We start from the raw sequence: 19,208 nt of genomic DNA, 5'->3' as shown, positions 1-19,208 counted from the left end.
CACCGCCAACCGCCCCTGCCCCATCGCCGCCCAGACCGCCGTACGCACTCATCAACATCCGGGCGGCAGACCCTAGCTGGCATAGTGACGCAGAGCGTCCAACGCACGATCGGTGACGTTGTCCACCGGGCCGGTGGCGTCAAGACCGATCAGCAGGCCCTTTGCCGCGTAGTAGGCCACCAGGGGTGAGGTCTGTTCGGCGTAGACCTCCAGTCGGTGGCGCACGGTCTCGGAACGGTCGTCGTCACGCTGGAACAGCTCACCGCCGCAGCGATCGCAGACGCCCTCCGCCGCGGGTGGATCGAAGTCCACATGCCAGATGTGCCCACAGTTACGGCAGGTCCGCCGCCCGGACAGCCGCCGCACCACCTCATCGTCGTCGACGACGAGTTCCAGGACGACATCCAGGCGCGTACCCATTCCCTCGAGCAGCTGCCCCAGGACCTCGGCCTGCGGCACGTTGCGCGGGAACCCATCAAGCAGGAAGCCCTTGGCGGCGTCCTCCTCGGCCAGCCGATTTCGGACCATCGCGATGGTGACCTCATCAGGAACGAGATCACCCGCATCCATGTACCGCTTCGCGAGCACGCCGAGGTCAGTGCCCTCTCGGACGTTCGCCCGGAAGATGTCTCCCGTTGAGATCTTGGGGATCGACCGCGCCTGGGCGATGAACGCGGCCTGGGTGCCCTTGCCCGCACCCGGCGGTCCGACCAGTACGAGGCGCACTACCGCAGGAAACCTTCGTAGTTGCGGAGCATGAGCTGGCTTTCGATCTGTTTGACGGTCTCCAGCCCCACCCCCACAATGATCAGTACCGAGGTGCCGGCGAAGGGGAACGGTTGCTGCTTGGTGAGGTTCAGCAGCGCCAGCGGCAGCACCGTGATGACGCCGAGGAAGAGCGAACCCGGGAGGGTGATCCTCGACAGAACCCGATCGAGGTACTCCGCGGTCGGCCGGCCGGGCCGAATTCCAGGGATGAAACCGCCGTACTTCTTCATGTTGTCCGCCACCTCGGTCGGGTTGAAAGTGATGGCCACGTAGAAGTAGGTGAAGAAAATGATCAGACCGGCATAGATAATCAGATAGAGGGGATGATCACCCCGAGCCAGGTAGCGCTGTTCGAAATCCTGGAAGGTCCTGTTGTCCCAGACCTGACCGAGCAGCTGCGGAAGCTGGAGCAGGGACGACGCGAAGATCACAGGTATGACGCCGGCCTGGTTGACCTTGATTGGCAGATAGGTCGAGGTACCGCCGTACATCCTGCGGCCGATCAGCCGCTTGGCGTACTGCACCGGGATCCGCCGCTGTGACTGCTCGACAAACACCACGAACACGACGATCGCCAGACCCAGCAGACAAATCAGGGTGAAGACGACACCGCCGGCCACCTGGAGAATCCGCGTTCCCTGCGACGGCAGTGCGGCCGCGATCGACGTGAAAATCAACAGGGACATTCCGTTGCCGACGCCGCGGCTCGTGATCAATTCGCCAAGCCACATGATGACGGCGGTGCCCGCGGTCATGGTGATGACGATGACCGCGATGCGGAACAGGCTGGTGTTCGGGATGATCGGCGTGGAACAGCCGGGGAAGAGGTTGCCGCTGCGGGCGAGCGCGACGATGCCGGTCGCCTGTAGCACTCCCAGGGAAATAGTCAGATAACGGGTGTACTGCGTGAGCTTCTGCTCGCCGGACGTGCCTTCCTTCTTCAGCTGTTCGAGACGCGGAATGACCACGACCAGCAGCTGGATGATGATGCTCGCCGTGATGTACGGCATGATCCCCAGCGCAAAGATGGAGAGCTGAAGAAGAGCGCCCCCGCTGAAAAGATTGATCAGCGAGTAGACGTTGCGGCTGTCGGCGCTCGCGGAGGACAGGCACTGGTTGATCGCACTGGTTGAGATCCCCGGAGACGGCAGCACGCTGCCCATCCGGAACAGGACGATGATCCCGAACGTAAAGAGCAGCTTCTTACGCAGGTCAGGCGTGCGGAAGGCCCGCGTGAAGGCGGTGAGCACGGCTCCTCCTGCTGATCGTCACGGCAAACGCACTCGATGGACGACTGTCCCGACCGAACATAGGACCGGCGGTGCACGGTGTGCCGACTGTAACAGTAGAGACGGTCCACTCGTCCCGACATGGGCCAGCGATGGCATCCAGCGCGCCGGCATCACGGCCGATCCCGGAGCCGGCACGACCGTCGGTCACCGCCGGGATCAGTGGCGGCGCCAGCTGGCCCATGGCCTTTCGGATTATTCAGAACAGACCTGGCTTATCGTTACAAAACTGTGGGTCGGACGCAACCGGAGACGGAACAATCATGCATCTCCCCGGCTACCGAGCTCCCCCGCCGCCGGAAGCCCCGTGCGACGCCAAGCGCCGGACGGGGCTTCGCGTCGCACGGGGCGCCGCACAGCCTCAGAGCTCGACGACGCTGCCGCCGACAGCGAGGATCTTCTCCCGGGCGCTGGTGGAAAACGCGTGGGCGCTCACATTAAGGGCCACGCCGATCTCCCCGTCGCCCAGGACCTTCACGAGAGCATTGCGGCGCACCGCACCAGCACCGACCAGGTCATCCACGCTGATCTCACCGCCCGCCGGGAACAGCTCGGCGAGAGTGGCGACATTGACAACCTGGTATTCCTTGCGGAACCGGTTCCTGAACCCCTTGAGCTTGGGCACGCGCATGTGCAGCGGCATCTGGCCGCCCTCGAAGCGGACCGGGACCTGCTTGCGCGCCTTCGACCCCTTCGTACCGCGACCGGCGGTCTTGCCCTTGGAGCCCTCACCCCGACCGACGCGCATCTTGGCCTTGTGGGCGCCCGGTGCGGGCTTGAGGTGGTGAATCTTGAGGCCGCGGCCGCGGGCGGCATCCGCCGTCTCCACCTCGGATGTCTTGGTCAGGTTGCTCATTCATCCACCTCCTCGACCGTAACGAGATGGGTCACAGTTGCGATCATCCCGCGCACTTCCGGGCGGTCATCGCGGACAGTAGTGGCTCTGATTCGACGGAGCCCGAGGGTCCGCAGGGTCTCACGCTGGTTTCGCGTCCCGCCGATGTCGGAGCGGATCTGGGTAATCTTCAAGCGTGCCATCACGCACCGACCCCGGCCGCCCGGGCCCGCAGCATCGCCGGCGGTGCAACGTCCTCGATCGGCAGTCCGCGGCGTGCCGCGATCTCCTCGGGACGCATCAGACCCCGTAGTGCCGCGACGGTGGCATGCACGATGTTGATCGGGTTCGACGAGCCCAGCGACTTCGACAGGACGTCGTGAACACCCGCGCACTCCAACACCGCGCGTACCGGGCCACCGGCGATGACGCCGGTACCCGGCGAGGCCGGCTTGAGCAACACGACTCCGGCCGCAGCCTCGCCCTGGATCGGGTGCGGAATCGTCGAGCCGATCCGCGGCACCTTGAAGAAGTGCTTCTTGGCCTCCTCAACGCCTTTGGCGATGGCGGCCGGCACCTCCTTGGCCTTACCGTAACCCACACCTACAGTGCCGTCCGCGTCACCAACGATGACGAGTGCGGTGAAGCTGAACCGCCGACCGCCCTTGACCACCTTCGCCACCCGGTTGATGGCGACGACACGCTCGATGTAGGCGTTCTTGTCCTGCGCCGGACCGCCGCCCTGGCGGTCGCGGCGTTCCCGACGGTCAGAGCCGCCGGAGCCGCCTCCGCGGCGCTGCTGGCCTGGCATCAGTACATCTCCCTGTTCGTTGAGTTTCCGCGCGTCCAACGGCGGGGCATCAGAACTCCAGCCCGCCTTCCCTGGCGGCGTCCGCGAGCGCGGCTATCCGGCCGTGGTAGGTCCGACCACCACGATCGAACACCACCGCGGCAATTCCCGCTTGCCGGGCACGCTCGGCGACGAGTTGCCCGACGGCCTTCGCCTGTGCGGTCTTGTCGCCGTCCGTGGCACGCAGCGACACGTCCAGCGTGGACGCTGACACGAGGGTGTGGCCGGCGCTGTCGTCGATGACCTGGGCATAGATGTGACGAGCCGAGCGCGTGACCACGAGCCGCGGGCGGGCGGGTGTACCCGCGATCTTCTTGCGAATCCGCACGTGCCGGCGAAGCTTCGCCGAACGCCGCTGGGCGCTGACACTGACAGCCATGATCCGTTCCCCTACTTCCCGGACTTGCCGACCTTGCGGCGGACGACTTCGCCCTGGTACCGCACACCCTTGCCCTTGTACGGGTCTGGCTTGCGGAGCCGACGGATCTTGGCTGCCACCTCGCCGACCTGCTGCTTGTCGATCCCGTGAACGACAAAACGCGTCGGCGACTGCACCTCGAACCGGATGCCCTCCGGTGCCTTCACCGCGACCGGGTGACTGAAACCGAGTGCGAACTCCAGATCCGAGCCCCGAGCCTGAACGCGGTAACCGACGCCGACGATCTCAAGCGCCTTCGAGTATCCGCTGGTGACCCCGGTGACCATGTTGGCCACAAGCGAACGGGTCAGACCGTGCAACGCCCGCGACCGGCGTTCGTCGTTCGGGCGGGTGACGAGCAGTTGACCGTCCTGTGCACTGACGGTGATCGGTTCCACTACAGAATGACTGAGAGTCCCCTTGGGCCCCTTGACGACGATCGCCGAGCCGTCCATGGACACATCCACGCCGCTGGGCACCGAGATCGGCAGCCGTCCAATGCGTGACATCGCGCGACCCCCTACCAGACGTAGGCGAGGACTTCCCCGCCTACCCTGCGCTTGTTGGCCTGCCTGTCGGTGAGCAGGCCCGATGACGTGGAGATGATCGCCACGCCGAGGCCGCCGAGCACCTTGGGCAGGTTGGTCGCCTTTGCGTAGACCCGCAGGCCCGGCTTACTGATGCGCTTCACTCCGGCGATGGAGCGCTCCCGGTTCGGGCCGTACTTCAGCTCCACGACGAGGGACGCGCCGACGGCGCCTTCCGGCGGCTCCTCAACGTGCCATCCGGCGATGTAACCCTCCTGCTGGAGGATCTCGGCAATATGCGTTTTGATCTTGCTGTTCGGCATCACCACCTGATCGTGGTATGCGCGGTTGGCATTGCGGACACGGGTCAGCATGTCCGCAATTGGATCTGTCATCGTCATGGGGCTGGAGCCTTCCTCGTGGCGGTTCCCCGGAATATCGGACCGGGGCCTGCCGCGAACCGGTGGGTGGTGTGGGTCAGCAGCGGAGCTTTCCCGCTACCACGAGCTCTTGGTGATCCCGGGAAGCTCTCCACGGTGCGCCATCTGCCGTAGGCATACCCTGCACAGACCGAACGTCCGGTAAACCGACCGCGGCCGCCCGCATCGCTGGCAACGGGTGTAGCCCCGCACGCCGAACTTCGGCTTGCGGATCGACTTTTCAATCAATGCCTTCTTCGCCATCTGCCTGCCATGCCTTCTCTCTGGCCGCCGGTGGTGCGAAAACCACAATCGCACCACCGGTTACCATCAGTTCTCCTTGAAGGGGAAGCCCAACCCGCGAAGCAGCGCGCGGCCCTCGTCGTCCTTGGTAGCGGTCGTGACAACCGTGATGTCCATGCCGCGGACCCGGTCGATACGGTCTATGTCGATCTCATGAAAGATCGACTGTTCGACCACGCCGAAGGTGTAGTTACCGGATCCGTCGAACTGCTTCGGTGACAGGCCCCGGAAGTCACGGATACGCGGGAGGGCTACCGACACGAGCCGGTCCAGAAACTCCCACATCCGATCACCACGCAGGGTTACCTTCGCCCCGATAGGCATGCCCTCCCGCAGCTTGAACTGCGCGATGGACTTCTTCGCCCGACGAACGGCCGGCTTCTGGCCGGTGATCGCTGTGAGGTCCCGCAACGCGCCGTCGATGAGCTTCGCGTCCCGGGCGGCGTCGCCGACACCCATGTTGACCACGACCTTGACCACGGTCGGAATCTGCATCACGTTCGGGTAGTGGAACTGCTCACGCAGGCCCGACGCGATCTCCTCGCGATACCGCAGCTTGAGCCGTGGCAACGGACGGGGTTCGGTGACTCGGGATTCGGTGATAGTAGTCATTTCGATCCCTACAGCTCGGTGCCGGTGCGGCGGGAGATCCGCACCTTCGTACCGTCGTCGTTGACGCGGTAGCCGATCCTGGTCGGACGGCCGTCGGACGGATCCACAATCATGACGTTGCTGACGTGGATGGGCGCTTCCTGGGTCACGATCCCGCCGGACTGCGAGCCGCGGGCCGAGGTGTTCACCCGGGTGTGCCGGGTGACCCTGTTCGCACCCTCGACAATCACCTTGTCCTCAACGGGAAAAGCCCTGATGACCTTTCCCTTGAGACCACGGTCCTTACCGGTCACGATCTGGACCGTGTCACCCTTCCTGATCTTCATTCCGGCCACGGTCACAGCACCTCCGGCGCCAGCGAAATAATCTTCATGAACTTCTTGTCACGCAGCTCCCGGCCAACCGGGCCGAAGATGCGCGTACCCCGGGGGTCGCCACCGTCCCGGATGAGCACGGCGGCGTTCTCGTCGAACCGGATGTAGGAGCCGTCGGGACGCCGGCGCTCCTTGGTAGTGCGTACTACGACCGCCTTGACCACGTCGCCGCGCTTGACGCCGGCCCCGGGCAGGGCGTCCTTCACGGTCCCGACGATGATGTCGCCGATACCGGCATAACGACGCCCCGAACCGCCGAGTACCCGAATGCACAGCAGTTCCCTGGCACCCGTGTTGTCGGCGACCCGAAGTCGCGACTCCTGCTGGATCACTTCCCGCTCCCGAACTGCGTCTGCGCCCGCCTGCCGGCGGCCGGCTCGCTAGACCCTTCCAATGCCTCCCGCGGCGCACAGAACATGATCACGCCGCCTTCGGCCGGTCCTACACGATCGGCTGGTCGATCTACTTCGCCTTCTCCAGCACTTCCACCACACGCCAGCGCTTGGTCGCTGACAGCGGCCGGGTCTCCATGAGCAGAACCCGGTCACCGACGCCGCTCGTACTGTTCTCGTCGTGTGCCTTGACCTTCTTGGTACGCCTGATGGTCTTGCCGTAAAGCGGGTGCTGAACCCGGTCCTCCACCGCGACGACCACGGTCTTGGCCATCTTCTCGCTGACCACGAGGCCCTCACGAACCTTGCGGAAGCCGCGATCGGCGGTCGCGCCCGACGCGGCGGCCGGCGCAGTCCTCGGCACGGCGGCCGGCGCGGTAGGCGCCGCCTCCGCCGGGGGGTTGCCTGTCGTCGGGGTGCCGTCCGTTGTCATCCCATTCACGCCCGTTCCACCTGTATTGCCGCCGTTGCCTGCAACGGCTCGATGCCGTCAACCGCTCCGACCACACCGGTTCCGATCAGATCAGGATCATCGACAAGACCGAGCTCACGCTCCCGAAGCACCGTGTAGATGCGCGCGATGTCGCGCCGAACGGCCTGCAGGCGACGGTTGTTGGAGAGCTGGCCGGTGGCCGCCTGAAAACGGAGGTTGAACAACTCCTCCTTGGCCTCGCGGAGCTTGTCCACCAGGTCCTGCCCGGACAGTGCCCGCAGTTCGTCCGCGGTCGCGGTCACCATCAGGCACCTCCCTCGCGGGTCACGAACCGGCACTTCATCGGGAGCTTGTGGATGGCACGCCGCATCGCCTCCCGGGCGACCGGCTCGGCCACACCCGAGAGCTCGAACATCATGCGTCCGGGCTTGACGTTGGCGATCCACCACTCCGGTGAACCCTTGCCGGAACCCATCCGGGTCTCGGCCGGTTTCTTGGTCAGCGGCCGGTCCGGGTAGATGTTGATCCAGACCTTGCCACCACGGCGGATGTGACGCGTCATCGCGATACGCGCCGACTCGATCTGCCGGTTCGTCACATAGGCGGACTCGAGCGCCTGGATGCCGAATTCGCCGAACGCGATTTTGGTGCCGCCCTTGGCCGCGCCACCACGATCGGGGTGGTGCTGCTTGCGGTGTGCGACCTTGCGGGGAATCAACATCGTCCTAGCCCTCCGTCTCCTGGGCAGCCTGCGTCGCGGGCGCGGCGGTATCGACCGGGGCCGGCGCTGCTGCCGGGGGCGGAGCCGGGGTCGGCGCTGCTACCGGGGGCGGGGCCGGGGTCGGAGCTGCTGCCGGAGCAGCCGGGGTCGGAGCCGGAGCTGCTGCCGGAGCAGCCGGAGCCGGCGCTGCTGGCGGCGCCGAAACCGGAGCCGCCGGGACATCCGCCTGCACGCTCGGGGCAGCGACGGTCGGTGCGGGACTGGCGTCGGCCGCACCGACACCGCCTGCAGCGGCACCGCCTGCCGTCGCTGCGTCGCCGCCGCCGCTGCCACGACCGCCCCGCCGCTCACCCTGCCGCGCTGCCGCACGACCGGCCTCGGTGCCGCCGGTGGTGGTACCCGACGAACCCGAACGCGGCCCACGGCGCGGACGCTCCCGGCGGTGCTGGCGCTGAAGTGCCTCCTGCGCCTCCCGCTCCGCACGGCTCTGAACGATGTCACCCTTGTAGATCCAGACCTTCACGCCGATACGGCCGAAGGTGGTCCGGGCCTCGTAGAACCCGTAGTCGATGTCGGCGCGCAGCGTGTGCAGGGGCACCCGGCCTTCGCGGTAGAACTCCGAGCGGCTCATCTCGGCCCCGCCGAGGCGTCCGGAACACTGCACCCGGATGCCTTTGGCGCCGCCCTTCATCGCCGACTGCATGGCCTTGCGCATCGCCCGCCGGAAGCTGACCCGGCTCGACAGCTGCTCCGCCACGCCCTGCGCGACGAGCTGGGCGTCGACCTCAGGGTTCTTCACCTCAAGGATGTTGAGCTGGACCTGCTTGCCGGTCAGCTTCTCGAGGTCGCCGCGGATGCGGTCGGCCTCGGCACCGCGACGTCCGATGACGATCCCCGGGCGGGCGGTGTGGATGTCCACCCGCAGCCGGCCCTGGGTCCGCTCGATGTCGACCCGGCTGATTCCCGCACGCTCCATGCCCCGGGACATCATCTTACGGATCTTCACATCTTCGCCGACATACGCCTTGTACTGCTTGTCGGCGTACCAACGAGAGGTGAACTCCGAAGTGATCCCGAGTCGGAACCCGTGCGGGTTGACCTTCTGCCCCACTACCGGGCCCTCCTTGCAGTCTGCGATGCGCCGGTCGACGCGCCGCGGGTCACCGAAACCGGTTCCCGGCTTTCAACGACGACCGTGATGTGGCTGGTCCGCTTCCGGATCCGGTAGGCACGACCCTGCGCCCGCGGACGGATGCGCTTGAGCGTCGGGCCCTCGTCGACGTAGACCTCGCCCACCCAGAGCGTGGACGGGTCAAGCCCGTGATTGTGCTCGGCGTTCGCGACCGCGCTCGCGACCACCTTGTACACGTCCTCGCTGGCCGCCTGTGGGGCGAAGCGAAGGATGTCCAGGGCCTCGCGGGCGGAACGGCCACGGACCAGGTCGACGACCCGACGTGCCTTGGTCGGCGAGACCCGGACATAGCGGGCCGATGCCTTCGCTCCGTCCAGACCGGACCGGGTGAGCCCGTCCACGAGGTCGTCAGCCACGGCGTGACCTCCGGTCTTCCTTGACGTGACCGCGGAAGGTCCGCGTCGGCGCGAACTCGCCGAGCTTGTGACCGACCATCCCCTCGGTGATGAACACCGGGATGTGCTTGCGGCCATCGTGCACGGCGATGGTGTGCCCGAGCATGTCCGGGATCACCGTCGAACGCCGCGACCAGGTCTTGATGACGTTCTTCGTGCCCTTGGCGTTCTGCACGTCCACCTTCTTGAGCAGGTGGTCGTCGACGAACGGGCCCTTTTTCAGACTGCGTGGCATGGCGTGTCTCCTCCTTCCTGCTCAGAACCGATGGTCATGTGTCGATTGACACCGAATGGGATTAATCATGATCACCGCCGCCTGTTCTGCTTCCGACGACGGACGATCAGCGCGTCGCTCGCCTTGCGGGTGGCACGGGTGCGGCCCTCGGGGCGGCCCTTGGGGTTCACCGGATGACGGCCGCCGGAGGTCTTGCCCTCACCACCACCATGTGGGTGGTCGACCGGGTTCATCGCCACACCGCGGACGGTGGGACGACGGCCCTTCCAGCGCATCCGGCCGGCCTTGCCCCAGTTGATGTTGCTCTGTTCGGCGTTGCCCACCTCGCCGACCGTCGCCCGGCACCGGACGTCGACATTGCGGATCTCGCCGGAGGGCATCCGCAGTTGGGCGAAGGGACCGTCCTTGGCCACCAGCTGCACGCTTGTACCGGCGCTACGCGCGATCTTCGCTCCGCCACCGGGACGCAGTTCGATGGCATGTACCACCGTGCCGGTCGGGATGTTGCGCAACGGAAGGGCATTACCCGGCTTGATGTCAGCCGTCGTGCCCGAGCTGACCATGTCACCCTGCTTGAGCTTCACCGGGGCGAGGATGTAGCGCTTCTCGCCGTCGGCGTAGTGCAGCAGGGCGATCCGTGCCGTCCGGTTCGGGTCGTACTCGATGTGCGCGACCTTGGCCGGCACGCCGTCCTTGTCCCGCTTGAAGTCGATCAGACGGTACGCACGCTTGTGACCACCACCCTGGTGCCGCGTGGTGATGCGCCCGTGGACGTTGCGACCGCCCTTCGAGTGCAGCGGGCGGACCAGCGACTTCTCCGGGTGGTCACGAGTGACCTCGACGAAGTCGGCCACGCTCGAGCCACGGCGGCCGGGGGTGGTCGGCTTGTACCTGCGAATGCCCATTGTCTACCTACCCGTGTCCGAGCTACGGCGCGCCGGGCCCAGCGGGCGCCTGGCGGTGTTCTCGTCGGCTTGCGTGTCACGCACCAGGGCCTCCGAACATCTCGATGGCGTCCCCGGGGGCCAGGCTGACCATGGCCCGCTTGGTGGACTTCCGCTGGCCCCAACCGCCCTTGGTGCGCTTGCGCTTTCCCGAGCGGTTGATGGTGTTCACCCGCAGCACCCGGACGTTGAATATCTGCTGGACCGCAATCTTGATCGCAGTCTTGTTGGCATCCGGACGCACGATGAACGTGTAGACGTTCTCGTCCAGCAGGCCGTAGCTCTTCTCGGAGACGACCGGCTTGATGATCACGTCACGCGGATCGGGAATCACTTGGCTTCCTCCTCGGCTTCCGCGTCGTCATCGGCTTCCGCGTCGTGACCGGGGCGGGTCAACGACTCCGGGACTCCCGGTTGCTCCGTCTCGCCGACCGGAACGCCGCCTTCGACACCCCGTGCCAGCGACGGCTGCGATCGGGCCAGGAACGTCACCAGAGCGCCCTGCGTGAACACGACATCGTCGCTTACGAGCACGTCATAGGTGTTGAGCTGGCCGGGATCGAGCAGATGCACGGCGGGGACGTTGCGCAGGCTCTTCCAGGTGACGTCGTCGTCGCGGGCCGCCACGACCAGCACCCGGCGGGTGTCCGCGATCGCCCGGAGCGCCGTGACCGCGGCCTTCGTCGACGGTGTCTCACCGGCGACCAGAGACGACACGACGTGGATCCGGTTGTTGCGCGCCCGGTCGGACAGGGCGCCGCGCAGCGCGGCGGCCTTCATCTTCTTGGGCGTCCGCTGGTCGTAGGAGCGGGGCTTGGGGCCGTGGACGATGCCGCCGCCGGTGAACTGCGGGGCACGCAGCGAGCCCTGACGGGCCCGTCCTGTCCCCTTCTGCCGGTAGGGCTTACGACCGCCGCCACGGACTTCGCCGCGGGTCAGCGTCGAGTGGGTGCCCTGGCGCGCCGCGGCGAGCTGAGCCACCACCACCTGGTGGATGAGCGGGACGTTCAATGCGATGTCGAACACCGCCCCGGGCAGCGCTGTGCTGCCGACCTCGCCACCGGCGGGGGCGTGGACAACGATCGTGCGGGTCTCGGGCTCGGCGGTGGCATCCGCGGAACCCCGCGACCGGGTGCGCGCTGCCGTCGTCGCTGCGCTCATGTCGACACCTCCTCGCTGGATGTCACAGCGCTGTCGCCCGTGGCGGGTGGCTGCGCTGCCATCTCGGTAACGGGCTCGAAGTCAGCGGGCTCGAAGTCGGCAGGGGCGGGACGCTTGGCCGCACTGCGGACGAGCACCAGACCCCCGTCAGGGCCGGGCACCGCACCCTTGATCAGTAGATAACCGCGTTCGGTGTCGACCGCGTGGACGGTCAGGCCCGGGACGGTGACCCGTTCGTGCCCCATCCGCCCGGCCATCCGCAGGCCCTTGAACACGCGCCCGGGAGTGGCGCAGCCGCCGACCGAACCCGGCGAGCGGTGCTTGCGCTCGACACCGTGGCCGGCGCCAAGACCCTTGAAGCCGTGCCGCTTCATCACACCGGCGAAGCCCTTACCCTTGGATGTCCCGGTCACATCCACCACTTCACCGGCGGTGAAGACCTCGCCGGTGAGCTCCTGGCCGGGCCGGTACTTCTCGGCGTCCGCCGTGCGCAGCTCCACCAGGTGGCGCCGCGGGGGCACCCCGGCGCGCGCGAAGTGCCCGCGCAGCGGCTGCGTCACCCGACGGGGATCGACCTCACCGTAACCGAGTTGGACTGCCGAGTAGCCGTCCGAATCCGACGTCCTGATCTGCGTCACCACGTTCGGGCCAGCCTTGATCACTGTGACCGGGACGATGCGGTTGTTCGCGTCCCATACCTGGGTCATCCCGAGTTTGGTGCCCAGCAGGCCCCTGTAGTTGCGATTGAGCATGACTGCGCCGGCCCCTTTAAAGCTTGATCTCGATGTCGACACCGGCTGGAAGATCGAGGCGCATCAGCGAGTCGACCGTCTTCGGCGTCGGGTCAAGAATGTCGATCAGCCGCTTGTGTGTGCGCATCTCAAAGTGCTCGCGACTGTCCTTGTACTTGTGCGGTGACCGGATCACGCAGTAGACGTTCTTCTCCGTCGGCAGCGGCACCGGTCCCGCGACCTGCGCACCAGTCCGCGTCACCGTCTCGACGATCTTTCGCGCCGAACTGTCGATGATCTCGTGGTCGTAGGCCTTGAGCCGGATGCGGATCTTCTGTGCCGCCATGGTGGGCTTCGCCTGTCCTGTCTGTCTCGTCCGGCTCGCTGGCCCTGCAGGGTCCGTTCCCGGCCGGAGCTGCCGCCGGATGTACCGCTTGTTGACACGTCCGTGCACCGCGCGAGCGGCGGGCGTGAAGAGCCCACGGGGCCTGCGGCCCGCCGCTCGCGGCGACTACTTGAGAATCTTGGTGACTCGACCGGCACCGACGGTCCGGCCACCTTCGCGGATGGCGAAGCGCAGGCCGTCCTCCATGGCGATCGGCTGGATGAGCTCGACCGTCATCTCGGTGTTGTCGCCCGGCATGACCATTTCGGTACCCTCGGGGAGGGTCACGACCCCGGTCACGTCGGTGGTCCGGAAGTAGAACTGCGGACGGTAGTTGTTGAAGAACGGCGTATGGCGACCACCCTCGTCCTTGCTGAGGATGTAGACCTGCGCCTCGAAGTTGGTGTGCGGCGTGATCGACTTCGGCTTGGTGACAACCTGGCCGCGCTCGACGTCCTCGCGCTTCACACCACGCAGAAGCAGGCCGACGTTGTCACCGGCACGCCCCTCGTCGAGCAGCTTGCGGAACATCTCGACACCGGTGACGGTCGTCGTGGTGACATCCGGCCGAATACCGACGATCTCGACGGTCTCGCTGACCTTGACGACACCTCGCTCCACACGACCGGTGACAACCGTGCCACGTCCGGTGATTGTGAAGACGTCCTCGATCGGCATGAGGAAGGGCTTGTCGATGTCGCGCTCCGGCTCCGGGATGGAGTCGTCGACAGCCTGCATCAGTTCCAGAAGCTTCGCGCCCCATTCCTTGTCGCCCTCGAGCGCCTTGAGCGCCGAGACGCGAACCACCGGAACGTCGTCACCCGGGAACTCATACGAGCTCAACAGCTCGCGAACCTCGAGCTCGACAAGCTCGAGAATCTCCTCGTCGTCGACCATGTCGGCCTTGTTCAGCGCCACGACGATGTAGGGCACGCCGACCTGGCGGGCGAGCAGCACGTGCTCCTTGGTCTGCGGCATCGGGCCGTCGGTCGCCGACACGACCAGGATCGCGCCGTCCATCTGGGCGGCACCCGTGATCATGTTCTTGATGTAGTCGGCATGACCGGGGCAGTCGACATGGGCGTAATGCCGGTTGTCGGTCTGATACTCGACGTGGGCGATCGAGATCGTGATACCGCGGGCCTTCTCCTCCGGCGCCTTGTCGATCTGGTCGAACGGCGTGAAGGGGTTCAGCTCCGGGTGTGCGTCGTGCAGGACCTTGGTGATAGCCGCGGTCAGCGTGGTCTTGCCATGGTCGATGTGACCGATGGTGCCGATGTTGACATGCGGCTTGTTCCGCTCGAACTTCTGCTTCGCCACGGGTGTCCCTCCAAGGACGGGTGGTGTCGTGCCGTACTGATGATCGTGGTCGTGTCAGGCCCGGGACGGCGCAGGTGCGCCCCGCCCCGGCCACCCGTCACTCCCCGCGTGCTTTCGCGATGATTTCCTTGGCAACCCCCGCCGGGACCTCGGCGTAGGAGTCGAACTGCATCGAGTAGGAGGCCCGGCCGGATGTCTTCGACCGCAGGTCTCCGACATAGCCGAACATCTCCGACAATGGGACGGTCGCCCTCACGATGCGTGCGCCGGACCGTTCGTCCATGGCCTGGATCTGCCCGCGCCGCGAGTTCAGGTCGCCGATCACATCACCCATGTAGTCCTCGGGTGTGGTGACCTCGACCGCCATCACCGGCTCGAGCAGGACCGGGTCGGCCTTGCGGGCCGCCTCCTTGAACGCCATCGAACCGGCGATCTTGAAGGCGAGTTCGGACGAGTCGACATCGTGGTACTGACCGTCGGTCAGGGTGACCTTCACATCGACGAGCGGGTAACCGGCAAGGACACCGAACTCCATCGCCTCCTGGCACCCGGCGTCGACGGACGGGATGTACTCGCGTGGAATACGACCGCCGCTGACCTTGTTCGCGAACTCGTAGCCGCCGCCGTCACCGCCGGAGGGCTCGAGATCGATGATCACCCGGGCGTACTGCCCCGAACCGCCGGTCTGCTTCTTGTGCGTGTAGTCGACCTTCTCGACCTTGCGGCGGATGGTCTCCCGGTAGGCGACCTGCGGCTTGCCCACGTTGGCTGTGACACCGAACTCGCGGCGCATCCGGTCGACGAGCACGTCGAGATGCAGCTCACCCATACCCGCGATGATCGTCTGACCGGTCTCGTCGTCGGTCCGGACCTGGAAGGTCGGATCCTCCTCGGCGAGGCGGCCGATGGCCGTACCCAGCTTCTGCTGGTCGGCCTTGGTCTTCGGCTCGATCGCGACGCTGATGACCGGCGCCGGGAACGTCATCGACTCCAGGATGATCGGGGCGTTCGGGTCGCAGAGCGTGTCGCCGGTGGTCGTGTTCTTCAGGCCGACCACGGCGACGATCTGACCGGCACCGACACCTTCGCGATCCTCGCGGTGGTTGGCGTGCATCTGCAGGATGCGGCCGATCCGCTCCTTGCGATCCTTGGTCGAGTTCAGCACCGGCGATCCGGCGGTGAGCCGGCCCGAGTAGACCCGGATATAGGTCAACTTCCCCACGTAGGGGTCAGTCATGATCTTAAAGGCAAGCGCGGAGAACGGTTCGTTCTCATCCGGTGCACGCGAGACCTCGGTCTCCTCGCGACCCATCGCGTGCCCGACCGTGACACCGATGTCCACCGGGCTCGGCAGGAAGTCGACAACGGCGTCCAGCATCGGCTGCACGCCCTTGTTCTTGAACGCCGATCCGCACAGGACCGGGTTCACCGAACCGACCAGGGTCGCCCGGCGCAGCGCCGCCCGCAGCTGCTCCTCGCTGGGCACCTGGCCCTCGAGATACAGCTCCATCAGGCTGTCGTCGTTCTCGGCGACGGTCTCGACCAGCTTGTCCCGCCACTCCTGAGCAGCCTCAGCATGGTCACGCGGGATGTCGACGATCTCGTAGGAGGCGCCCTTGTCCTCGGTGTGCCAGAGCAGGCCCTTCATCGCGACCAGGTCGATGACACCCTTGAAGTCGGCCTCGACGCCCCACGGGAGCTGGATGACAGCCGGGGTCGCGGCGAGCCGGTCAACCATCATGTCGACGCAGCGGTGGAACTCGGCGCCGACCCGGTCCATCTTGTTGACGAAGGCGATCCGCGGGACGTTGTAGCGGTCAGCCTGGCGCCAGACGGTCTCGCTCTGCGGCTCGACTCCGGCTACGGCGTCGAAGACCGCGACCGCACCGTCGAGGACCCGCAGCGAGCGCTCCACCTCGACCGTGAAGTCGACATGCCCCGGGGTGTCGATGATGTTGATGATGTTGTCGCGCCACGTACAGGTGGTGGCGGCGGAGGTGATGGTGATCCCCCGCTCCTGCTCCTGCTCCATCCAGTCCATGGTGGCACCGCCATCGTGGACTTCGCCGATCTTGTAGTTGACGCCGGTGTAGAAAAGGATCCGCTCGGTGGTCGTGGTCTTACCCGCGTCAATATGGGCCATGATCCCGATGTTGCGGGTCGTGGCCAGCGCGGTAGGTACGTCAGCAGACATATCGGTTACCAGCGGTAGTGGGCGAAGGCCTTGTTGGACTCCGCCATCTTGTGGGTGTCCTCGCGCCGCTTCACGCTCGCGCCGAGACCGTTACTCGCGTCGATCAGCTCGTTCATGAGGCGCTCGGTCATGGTCTTCTCACGCCGCTGCCGGGCATAGCCCACCAGCCAGCGAAGCGCGAGGGTCGTACTCCGGCTCGAGCGCACCTCGACCGGCACCTGATAGGTGGCACCACCGACCCGGCGGCTGCGCACCTCCAGCGTCGGCTTGACGTTGTCGAGGGCACGCTTGAGCGTGACCACTGGATCGTTACCGGTCTTTTCCCGAGCACCCTCGAGCGCGCCGTAGACGATCCGCTCGGCCAGCGACTTCTTGCCGCTCAGGAGAACCTTGTTGACCAGCGCTGTCACCAGCGGTGAGCCGTAGACCGGATCGACGACGACGGGATGCTTGGGAGCCGGGCCTTTGCGTGGCATCAGGCCTTCTCCTTCTTCGCTCCGTACTTGCTGCGCCCCTGCTTGCGATTGCGGACGCCCTGGGTGTCCAGCGTCCCGCGGACAATCTTGTAGCGGACGCCCGGAAGGTCCTTCACCCGGCCGCCGCGGACCAGGACGATCGAGTGCTCCTGCAGGTTGTGCCCCACCCCCGGGATGTAGGCGGTGACCTCCATCCCGCTGTGGAGCCGGACACGGGCGACCTTGCGAAGCGCCGAGTTCGGCTTCTTGGGCGTGGTCGTGTAGACACGGGTGCACACGCCACGACGCTGCGGGCTCCCCTTGAGTGCCGGGGTCTTGGTCTTCTCGACCTTGTCCTGCCGGCCCTTGCGGACCAACTGCTGGATCGTCGGCAACGCCGCTCCCGTTCCTCTTCCGTCCCTGCCGGTACCTGCCGATATGTCAGCTGTGTCCGACCCACGCGGTCGGGTGTGTCGAACCCCCTCGGAAAACCGTCGGGAAACCCGAGCGGTCTGCCATGGGAGTGCGCCCGTCCACCTGAGGTGGGGCCGGGCCGTCCGAAGTCGCCGCCGGCCCGGCAGGACGGGCCACAGCGCCACTGGATGGCACAAGACACAGGTCAAACGTGCAGCGCACAGCGCCGCAGAAGGCGAGACTACCGAACCGGCAACCGATGTGTCGAATCGGGGGTCTCCGATGGTGGCGGAACCACCGCCCCCCGGGGCGGAACCACTAGCCGGCGGACGGCAGCTTCTGCAGCTTGCAGACGAAAAAGCCCTCGAAATCCTTGCCCGGGAGGATCCGGCGAGCGCCGGCGAGCGCCGGATCAAACGTCTCCGAGCGCCAGTGCCGCAGGCCCGGCCGCCATGCGCCCGGCGCCCAGCCGTCGATGTCGACCTCGATCGGGCACACCTGCACGGGGTGGTGGCGCAACAGGTAGCTCAGCGGAGCCTCGTTCTCCTCCGGCCCGAAGGTGCACGTCGAGTAGACGAGGATGCCGCCGGGGCGCAACAGGCGACAGGCCGCGACCAACATCTTGCGCTGCAGCCAGCCATAGTTCGTCACCCGTTCCTCGCTCCAGTACCGCAGCGTGGCGGGGTCACGTAGGTCGACCAGACCCTCGCCGGTGCACTGGGCGTCCAGCAGAACCCGGTCGAACCGCCCCTCGACGAACTTGTCCGCGTACTGGGCCGGGTGACAGGTGGCGGCGGCGAGCCGGACGTGGAACTGCTGCGTCACCTCGCGCAGTTTGTCCAGCCGGGGCCGGATGCCGTCGTTCGCCCACAGGCTCGCGTCATTGTCGACCAGTGCGGCGATGTGCGCCGTCTTGCCGCCGGGCGCCGCACACAGGTCGATGATCGCCTCCCCCGGCGCCGGATCGAGGGCGAGCGCGGGCACGAGGCTGGAGATGTTCTGGATGTAGGCGTGGCCACCGGTGAAGATCTCCGAGGCGGACAATACCCGCTTCTCACCGCCGAGGAGGTATCCGTCGGGGCACCAGCCGAGCGGCTCGAGGGTGAGCCCGAGCGCGGCGATGGCACGGCGGACCTCGGCTGGACCCAGGGGCGACAACCGGTTCACCCGGACCCCGGTGCGCCGGTCGAGGGACAGGCGCGCGACAACCTCGGACTCGGCCATGTCCAGGATCTCACTCAGCCGCCGGACGAACAGCGTTCGTTTCCGGCTTCCACCACCGACCCGCGCACCCCCGGCCACCGGTGACACGCTACCGAACCCGTCCACCTGGCGAATGCGGTCGATGCAGTCGATGCGCTGGATGCGGTTGATGTGGTCGATGCGCTGGATAATCCGGCGGCGGCCGACGTCGTCGGCCACAATCCGCGGTCACGTTTCCCGACACCGCATCAAATCGTTCGACCGGCTGCGCTGACGAGCAAATCCCCAACGATATCGAGCCCTGGGCCACTCCCTATGTGTCACCTTCGAGACTGATTACCCGCGCACTACCGAAGGTGTGAGCCGAGTCATGATGTTGGATGCTTGCCGGCTAATCCCCGCCCCGATAACTTCGATTTCGTCACCGTCAGTTCGGATGACTACGATGGAGGAATCATGCCTACTTCTCTCCGGCATCTCGACCACAATCAGGAAATCATCCCGTCAAGTGCCTTCGGGCTGGTTATCGAGGTATCCGAGGACGTGGAGATTTCCGTTTTCAGCGCGGCTGAAGCCGTTGAGAGGCCGATCCTCGCATCGCTGGTCACCCGCTCCCCGGCGGACCGCGACGGTAACAC

The 19,208-nt window shown here is 66.3% G+C and carries 29 protein-coding genes; 1 reads left to right on the top strand and 28 read right to left on the bottom strand.

The genetic code is table 11. From position 1 onward, the window contains the following. Positions 1-72: 72 nt before the first annotated feature. The 28 genes from U9980_RS00245 to U9980_RS00110 all read right to left on the bottom strand — a co-directional run bounded on the left by U9980_RS00245 (position 73) and on the right by U9980_RS00110 (position 18,789). The gene (locus U9980_RS00245; RefSeq protein WP_322766176.1) at positions 73-726 is read right to left on the bottom strand and encodes an adenylate kinase; all 654 of its coding nucleotides are present in this window, start codon (positions 724-726) and stop codon (positions 73-75) included. Further along, positions 726-2,018: a preprotein translocase subunit SecY gene (gene secY / locus U9980_RS00240; protein ID WP_322753598.1), complete on the bottom strand. Its 1,293-nt coding sequence runs from the start codon at positions 2,016-2,018 to the stop codon at positions 726-728. The genes U9980_RS00245 and secY overlap by 1 nt, the downstream gene beginning before the upstream one ends. Positions 2,019-2,418: 400 nt before the next feature. Next, a complete protein-coding gene (gene rplO / locus U9980_RS00235; RefSeq protein WP_322747171.1) occupies positions 2,419-2,913 on the bottom strand; it encodes a 50S ribosomal protein L15 in 495 nt (164 codons plus the stop codon). Next, the gene (gene rpmD, locus U9980_RS00230) at positions 2,910-3,095 is read right to left on the bottom strand and encodes a 50S ribosomal protein L30 (RefSeq protein WP_322753607.1); all 186 of its coding nucleotides are present in this window, start codon (positions 3,093-3,095) and stop codon (positions 2,910-2,912) included. Before rpmD ends, rplO begins: the two co-directional genes overlap by 4 nt. Then, positions 3,095-3,703 carry a 30S ribosomal protein S5 gene (rpsE, locus tag U9980_RS00225; RefSeq protein WP_322753597.1) on the bottom strand — a complete coding sequence of 203 codons (609 nt, stop codon included), beginning with the start codon at positions 3,701-3,703 and terminating at the stop codon, positions 3,095-3,097. Before rpsE ends, rpmD begins: the two co-directional genes overlap by 1 nt. Before the next feature lie 49 nt (positions 3,704-3,752). Then, a complete protein-coding gene (gene rplR, locus U9980_RS00220; RefSeq protein ID WP_322747168.1) occupies positions 3,753-4,121 on the bottom strand; it encodes a 50S ribosomal protein L18 in 369 nt (122 codons plus the stop codon). 11 nt (positions 4,122-4,132) lie between these two features. After that, positions 4,133-4,669, bottom strand: a complete 537-nt coding sequence (gene rplF / locus U9980_RS00215) for a 50S ribosomal protein L6 (protein ID WP_322766175.1) — start codon at positions 4,667-4,669, stop codon at positions 4,133-4,135. A gap of 11 nt (positions 4,670-4,680) precedes the next feature. After that, positions 4,681-5,088 (bottom strand): 30S ribosomal protein S8, encoded by a 408-nt coding sequence (gene rpsH / locus U9980_RS00210; protein ID WP_322747166.1) that lies wholly within the window; start codon positions 5,086-5,088, stop codon positions 4,681-4,683. 96 nt (positions 5,089-5,184) lie between these two features. Beyond that, positions 5,185-5,370, bottom strand: a complete 186-nt coding sequence (locus tag U9980_RS00205; protein ID WP_322747165.1) for a type Z 30S ribosomal protein S14 — start codon at positions 5,368-5,370, stop codon at positions 5,185-5,187. A 66-nt stretch (positions 5,371-5,436) separates the two neighbouring features. After that, positions 5,437-6,021 (bottom strand): 50S ribosomal protein L5, encoded by a 585-nt coding sequence (gene rplE, locus U9980_RS00200; protein ID WP_322747164.1) that lies wholly within the window; start codon positions 6,019-6,021, stop codon positions 5,437-5,439. 8 nt (positions 6,022-6,029) lie between these two features. After that, positions 6,030-6,347 carry a 50S ribosomal protein L24 gene (rplX, locus tag U9980_RS00195; protein ID WP_322753596.1) on the bottom strand — a complete coding sequence of 106 codons (318 nt, stop codon included), beginning with the start codon at positions 6,345-6,347 and terminating at the stop codon, positions 6,030-6,032. An 11-nt stretch (positions 6,348-6,358) separates the two neighbouring features. Next, positions 6,359-6,727 carry a 50S ribosomal protein L14 gene (gene rplN, locus U9980_RS00190; protein ID WP_131748536.1) on the bottom strand — a complete coding sequence of 123 codons (369 nt, stop codon included), beginning with the start codon at positions 6,725-6,727 and terminating at the stop codon, positions 6,359-6,361. A gap of 130 nt (positions 6,728-6,857) precedes the next feature. Beyond that, positions 6,858-7,220, bottom strand: coding sequence for a 30S ribosomal protein S17 (rpsQ, locus tag U9980_RS00185; protein WP_416210090.1), 363 nt, complete (start codon positions 7,218-7,220; stop codon positions 6,858-6,860). A gap of 5 nt (positions 7,221-7,225) precedes the next feature. Then, positions 7,226-7,525, bottom strand: a complete 300-nt coding sequence (gene rpmC, locus U9980_RS00180; RefSeq protein WP_322747162.1) for a 50S ribosomal protein L29 — start codon at positions 7,523-7,525, stop codon at positions 7,226-7,228. Next, the gene (gene rplP / locus U9980_RS00175) at positions 7,525-7,941 is read right to left on the bottom strand and encodes a 50S ribosomal protein L16 (RefSeq protein ID WP_322747161.1); all 417 of its coding nucleotides are present in this window, start codon (positions 7,939-7,941) and stop codon (positions 7,525-7,527) included. The genes rpmC and rplP overlap by 1 nt, the downstream gene beginning before the upstream one ends. 4 nt (positions 7,942-7,945) lie before the next feature. Then, on the bottom strand, positions 7,946-9,052 hold the full coding sequence (gene rpsC, locus U9980_RS28345; protein WP_416210089.1) for a 30S ribosomal protein S3: 1,107 nt from the start codon (positions 9,050-9,052) through the stop codon (positions 7,946-7,948). Further along, positions 9,052-9,489, bottom strand: coding sequence for a 50S ribosomal protein L22 (gene rplV / locus U9980_RS00165; protein ID WP_239310551.1), 438 nt, complete (start codon positions 9,487-9,489; stop codon positions 9,052-9,054). The genes rpsC and rplV overlap by 1 nt, the downstream gene beginning before the upstream one ends. Next, entirely contained in the window at positions 9,482-9,763 is a 282-nt protein-coding gene (rpsS, locus tag U9980_RS00160; protein WP_322747160.1) for a 30S ribosomal protein S19, read from the bottom strand. The genes rplV and rpsS overlap by 8 nt, the downstream gene beginning before the upstream one ends. 71 nt (positions 9,764-9,834) lie before the next feature. Next, positions 9,835-10,668 (bottom strand): 50S ribosomal protein L2, encoded by an 834-nt coding sequence (rplB, locus tag U9980_RS00155; RefSeq protein WP_322753594.1) that lies wholly within the window; start codon positions 10,666-10,668, stop codon positions 9,835-9,837. Positions 10,669-10,744: 76 nt separating this feature from the next. Continuing rightward, complete coding sequence (rplW, locus tag U9980_RS00150; protein ID WP_322747158.1) at positions 10,745-11,041, bottom strand: 50S ribosomal protein L23; 297 nt, start codon at positions 11,039-11,041, stop codon at positions 10,745-10,747. Further along, the gene (gene rplD, locus U9980_RS00145) at positions 11,038-11,868 is read right to left on the bottom strand and encodes a 50S ribosomal protein L4 (protein ID WP_322766174.1); all 831 of its coding nucleotides are present in this window, start codon (positions 11,866-11,868) and stop codon (positions 11,038-11,040) included. The genes rplW and rplD overlap by 4 nt, the downstream gene beginning before the upstream one ends. Next, entirely contained in the window at positions 11,865-12,620 is a 756-nt protein-coding gene (rplC, locus tag U9980_RS00140; protein ID WP_322747156.1) for a 50S ribosomal protein L3, read from the bottom strand. Before rplC ends, rplD begins: the two co-directional genes overlap by 4 nt. Before the next feature lie 16 nt (positions 12,621-12,636). After that, positions 12,637-12,945, bottom strand: a complete 309-nt coding sequence (gene rpsJ / locus U9980_RS00135) for a 30S ribosomal protein S10 (protein ID WP_013875113.1) — start codon at positions 12,943-12,945, stop codon at positions 12,637-12,639. 165 nt (positions 12,946-13,110) lie between these two features. Beyond that, positions 13,111-14,304, bottom strand: coding sequence for an elongation factor Tu (gene tuf / locus U9980_RS00130; protein ID WP_131748559.1), 1,194 nt, complete (start codon positions 14,302-14,304; stop codon positions 13,111-13,113). 97 nt (positions 14,305-14,401) lie between these two features. Then, positions 14,402-16,498, bottom strand: a complete 2,097-nt coding sequence (fusA, locus tag U9980_RS00125; RefSeq protein ID WP_322753592.1) for an elongation factor G — start codon at positions 16,496-16,498, stop codon at positions 14,402-14,404. Between the two features lie 5 nt (positions 16,499-16,503). Next, entirely contained in the window at positions 16,504-16,974 is a 471-nt protein-coding gene (gene rpsG / locus U9980_RS00120; RefSeq protein ID WP_322747153.1) for a 30S ribosomal protein S7, read from the bottom strand. Further along, a complete protein-coding gene (rpsL, locus tag U9980_RS00115) occupies positions 16,974-17,348 on the bottom strand; it encodes a 30S ribosomal protein S12 (protein WP_322747152.1) in 375 nt (124 codons plus the stop codon). Before rpsL ends, rpsG begins: the two co-directional genes overlap by 1 nt. 337 nt (positions 17,349-17,685) lie before the next feature. Beyond that, complete coding sequence (locus U9980_RS00110) at positions 17,686-18,789, bottom strand: RsmB/NOP family class I SAM-dependent RNA methyltransferase (RefSeq protein ID WP_322766173.1); 1,104 nt, start codon at positions 18,787-18,789, stop codon at positions 17,686-17,688. A gap of 237 nt (positions 18,790-19,026) precedes the next feature. Between U9980_RS00110 and U9980_RS00105 the strand changes: the two genes are divergently transcribed. Then, positions 19,027-19,208 (top strand): hypothetical protein (locus U9980_RS00105; protein ID WP_322766172.1); only part of this gene is annotated, 182 nt, incomplete at its 3' end.

It is taken from the genome of Protofrankia sp. Cr1, assembly GCF_963555865.1.
Lineage (GTDB): Bacteria > Actinomycetota > Actinomycetes > Frankiales > Frankiaceae > Protofrankia.
This window is presented reverse-complemented; position numbering and strand designations above follow the sequence as displayed.

Bases quoted from the DNA above. Each gene is read 5' to 3' on its own strand.
- rplO (WP_322747171.1), bottom strand. From the start codon at position 2,913: ATGAGCAACCTGACCAAGACATCCGAGGTGGAGACGGCGGATGCCGCC.
- rpmD (WP_322753607.1), bottom strand. From the start codon at position 3,095: ATGGCACGCTTGAAGATTACCCAGATCCGCTCCGACATCGGCGGGACG.
- rpsE (WP_322753597.1), bottom strand. From the start codon at position 3,703: ATGCCAGGCCAGCAGCGCCGCGGAGGCGGCTCCGGCGGCTCTGACCGT.
- rplR (WP_322747168.1), bottom strand. From the start codon at position 4,121: ATGGCTGTCAGTGTCAGCGCCCAGCGGCGTTCGGCGAAGCTTCGCCGG.
- rplF (WP_322766175.1), bottom strand. From the start codon at position 4,669: ATGTCACGCATTGGACGGCTGCCGATCTCGGTGCCCAGCGGCGTGGAT.
- rpsH (WP_322747166.1), bottom strand. From the start codon at position 5,088: ATGACGATGACAGATCCAATTGCGGACATGCTGACCCGTGTCCGCAAT.
- U9980_RS00205 (WP_322747165.1), bottom strand. From the start codon at position 5,370: ATGGCGAAGAAGGCATTGATTGAAAAGTCGATCCGCAAGCCGAAGTTC.
- rplE (WP_322747164.1), bottom strand. From the start codon at position 6,021: ATGACTACTATCACCGAATCCCGAGTCACCGAACCCCGTCCGTTGCCA.
- rplX (WP_322753596.1), bottom strand. From the start codon at position 6,347: ATGAAGATCAGGAAGGGTGACACGGTCCAGATCGTGACCGGTAAGGAC.
- rpsQ (WP_416210090.1), bottom strand. From the start codon at position 7,220: ATGACAACGGACGGCACCCCGACGACAGGCAACCCCCCGGCGGAGGCG.
- rpmC (WP_322747162.1), bottom strand. From the start codon at position 7,525: ATGGTGACCGCGACCGCGGACGAACTGCGGGCACTGTCCGGGCAGGAC.
- rplP (WP_322747161.1), bottom strand. From the start codon at position 7,941: ATGTTGATTCCCCGCAAGGTCGCACACCGCAAGCAGCACCACCCCGAT.
- rpsS (WP_322747160.1), bottom strand. From the start codon at position 9,763: ATGCCACGCAGTCTGAAAAAGGGCCCGTTCGTCGACGACCACCTGCTC.
- rplB (WP_322753594.1), bottom strand. From the start codon at position 10,668: ATGGGCATTCGCAGGTACAAGCCGACCACCCCCGGCCGCCGTGGCTCG.
- rplD (WP_322766174.1), bottom strand. From the start codon at position 11,868: ATGAGCGCAGCGACGACGGCAGCGCGCACCCGGTCGCGGGGTTCCGCG.
- rplC (WP_322747156.1), bottom strand. From the start codon at position 12,620: ATGCTCAATCGCAACTACAGGGGCCTGCTGGGCACCAAACTCGGGATG.
- rpsJ (WP_013875113.1), bottom strand. From the start codon at position 12,945: ATGGCGGCACAGAAGATCCGCATCCGGCTCAAGGCCTACGACCACGAG.
- fusA (WP_322753592.1), bottom strand. From the start codon at position 16,498: ATGTCTGCTGACGTACCTACCGCGCTGGCCACGACCCGCAACATCGGG.
- rpsG (WP_322747153.1), bottom strand. From the start codon at position 16,974: ATGCCACGCAAAGGCCCGGCTCCCAAGCATCCCGTCGTCGTCGATCCG.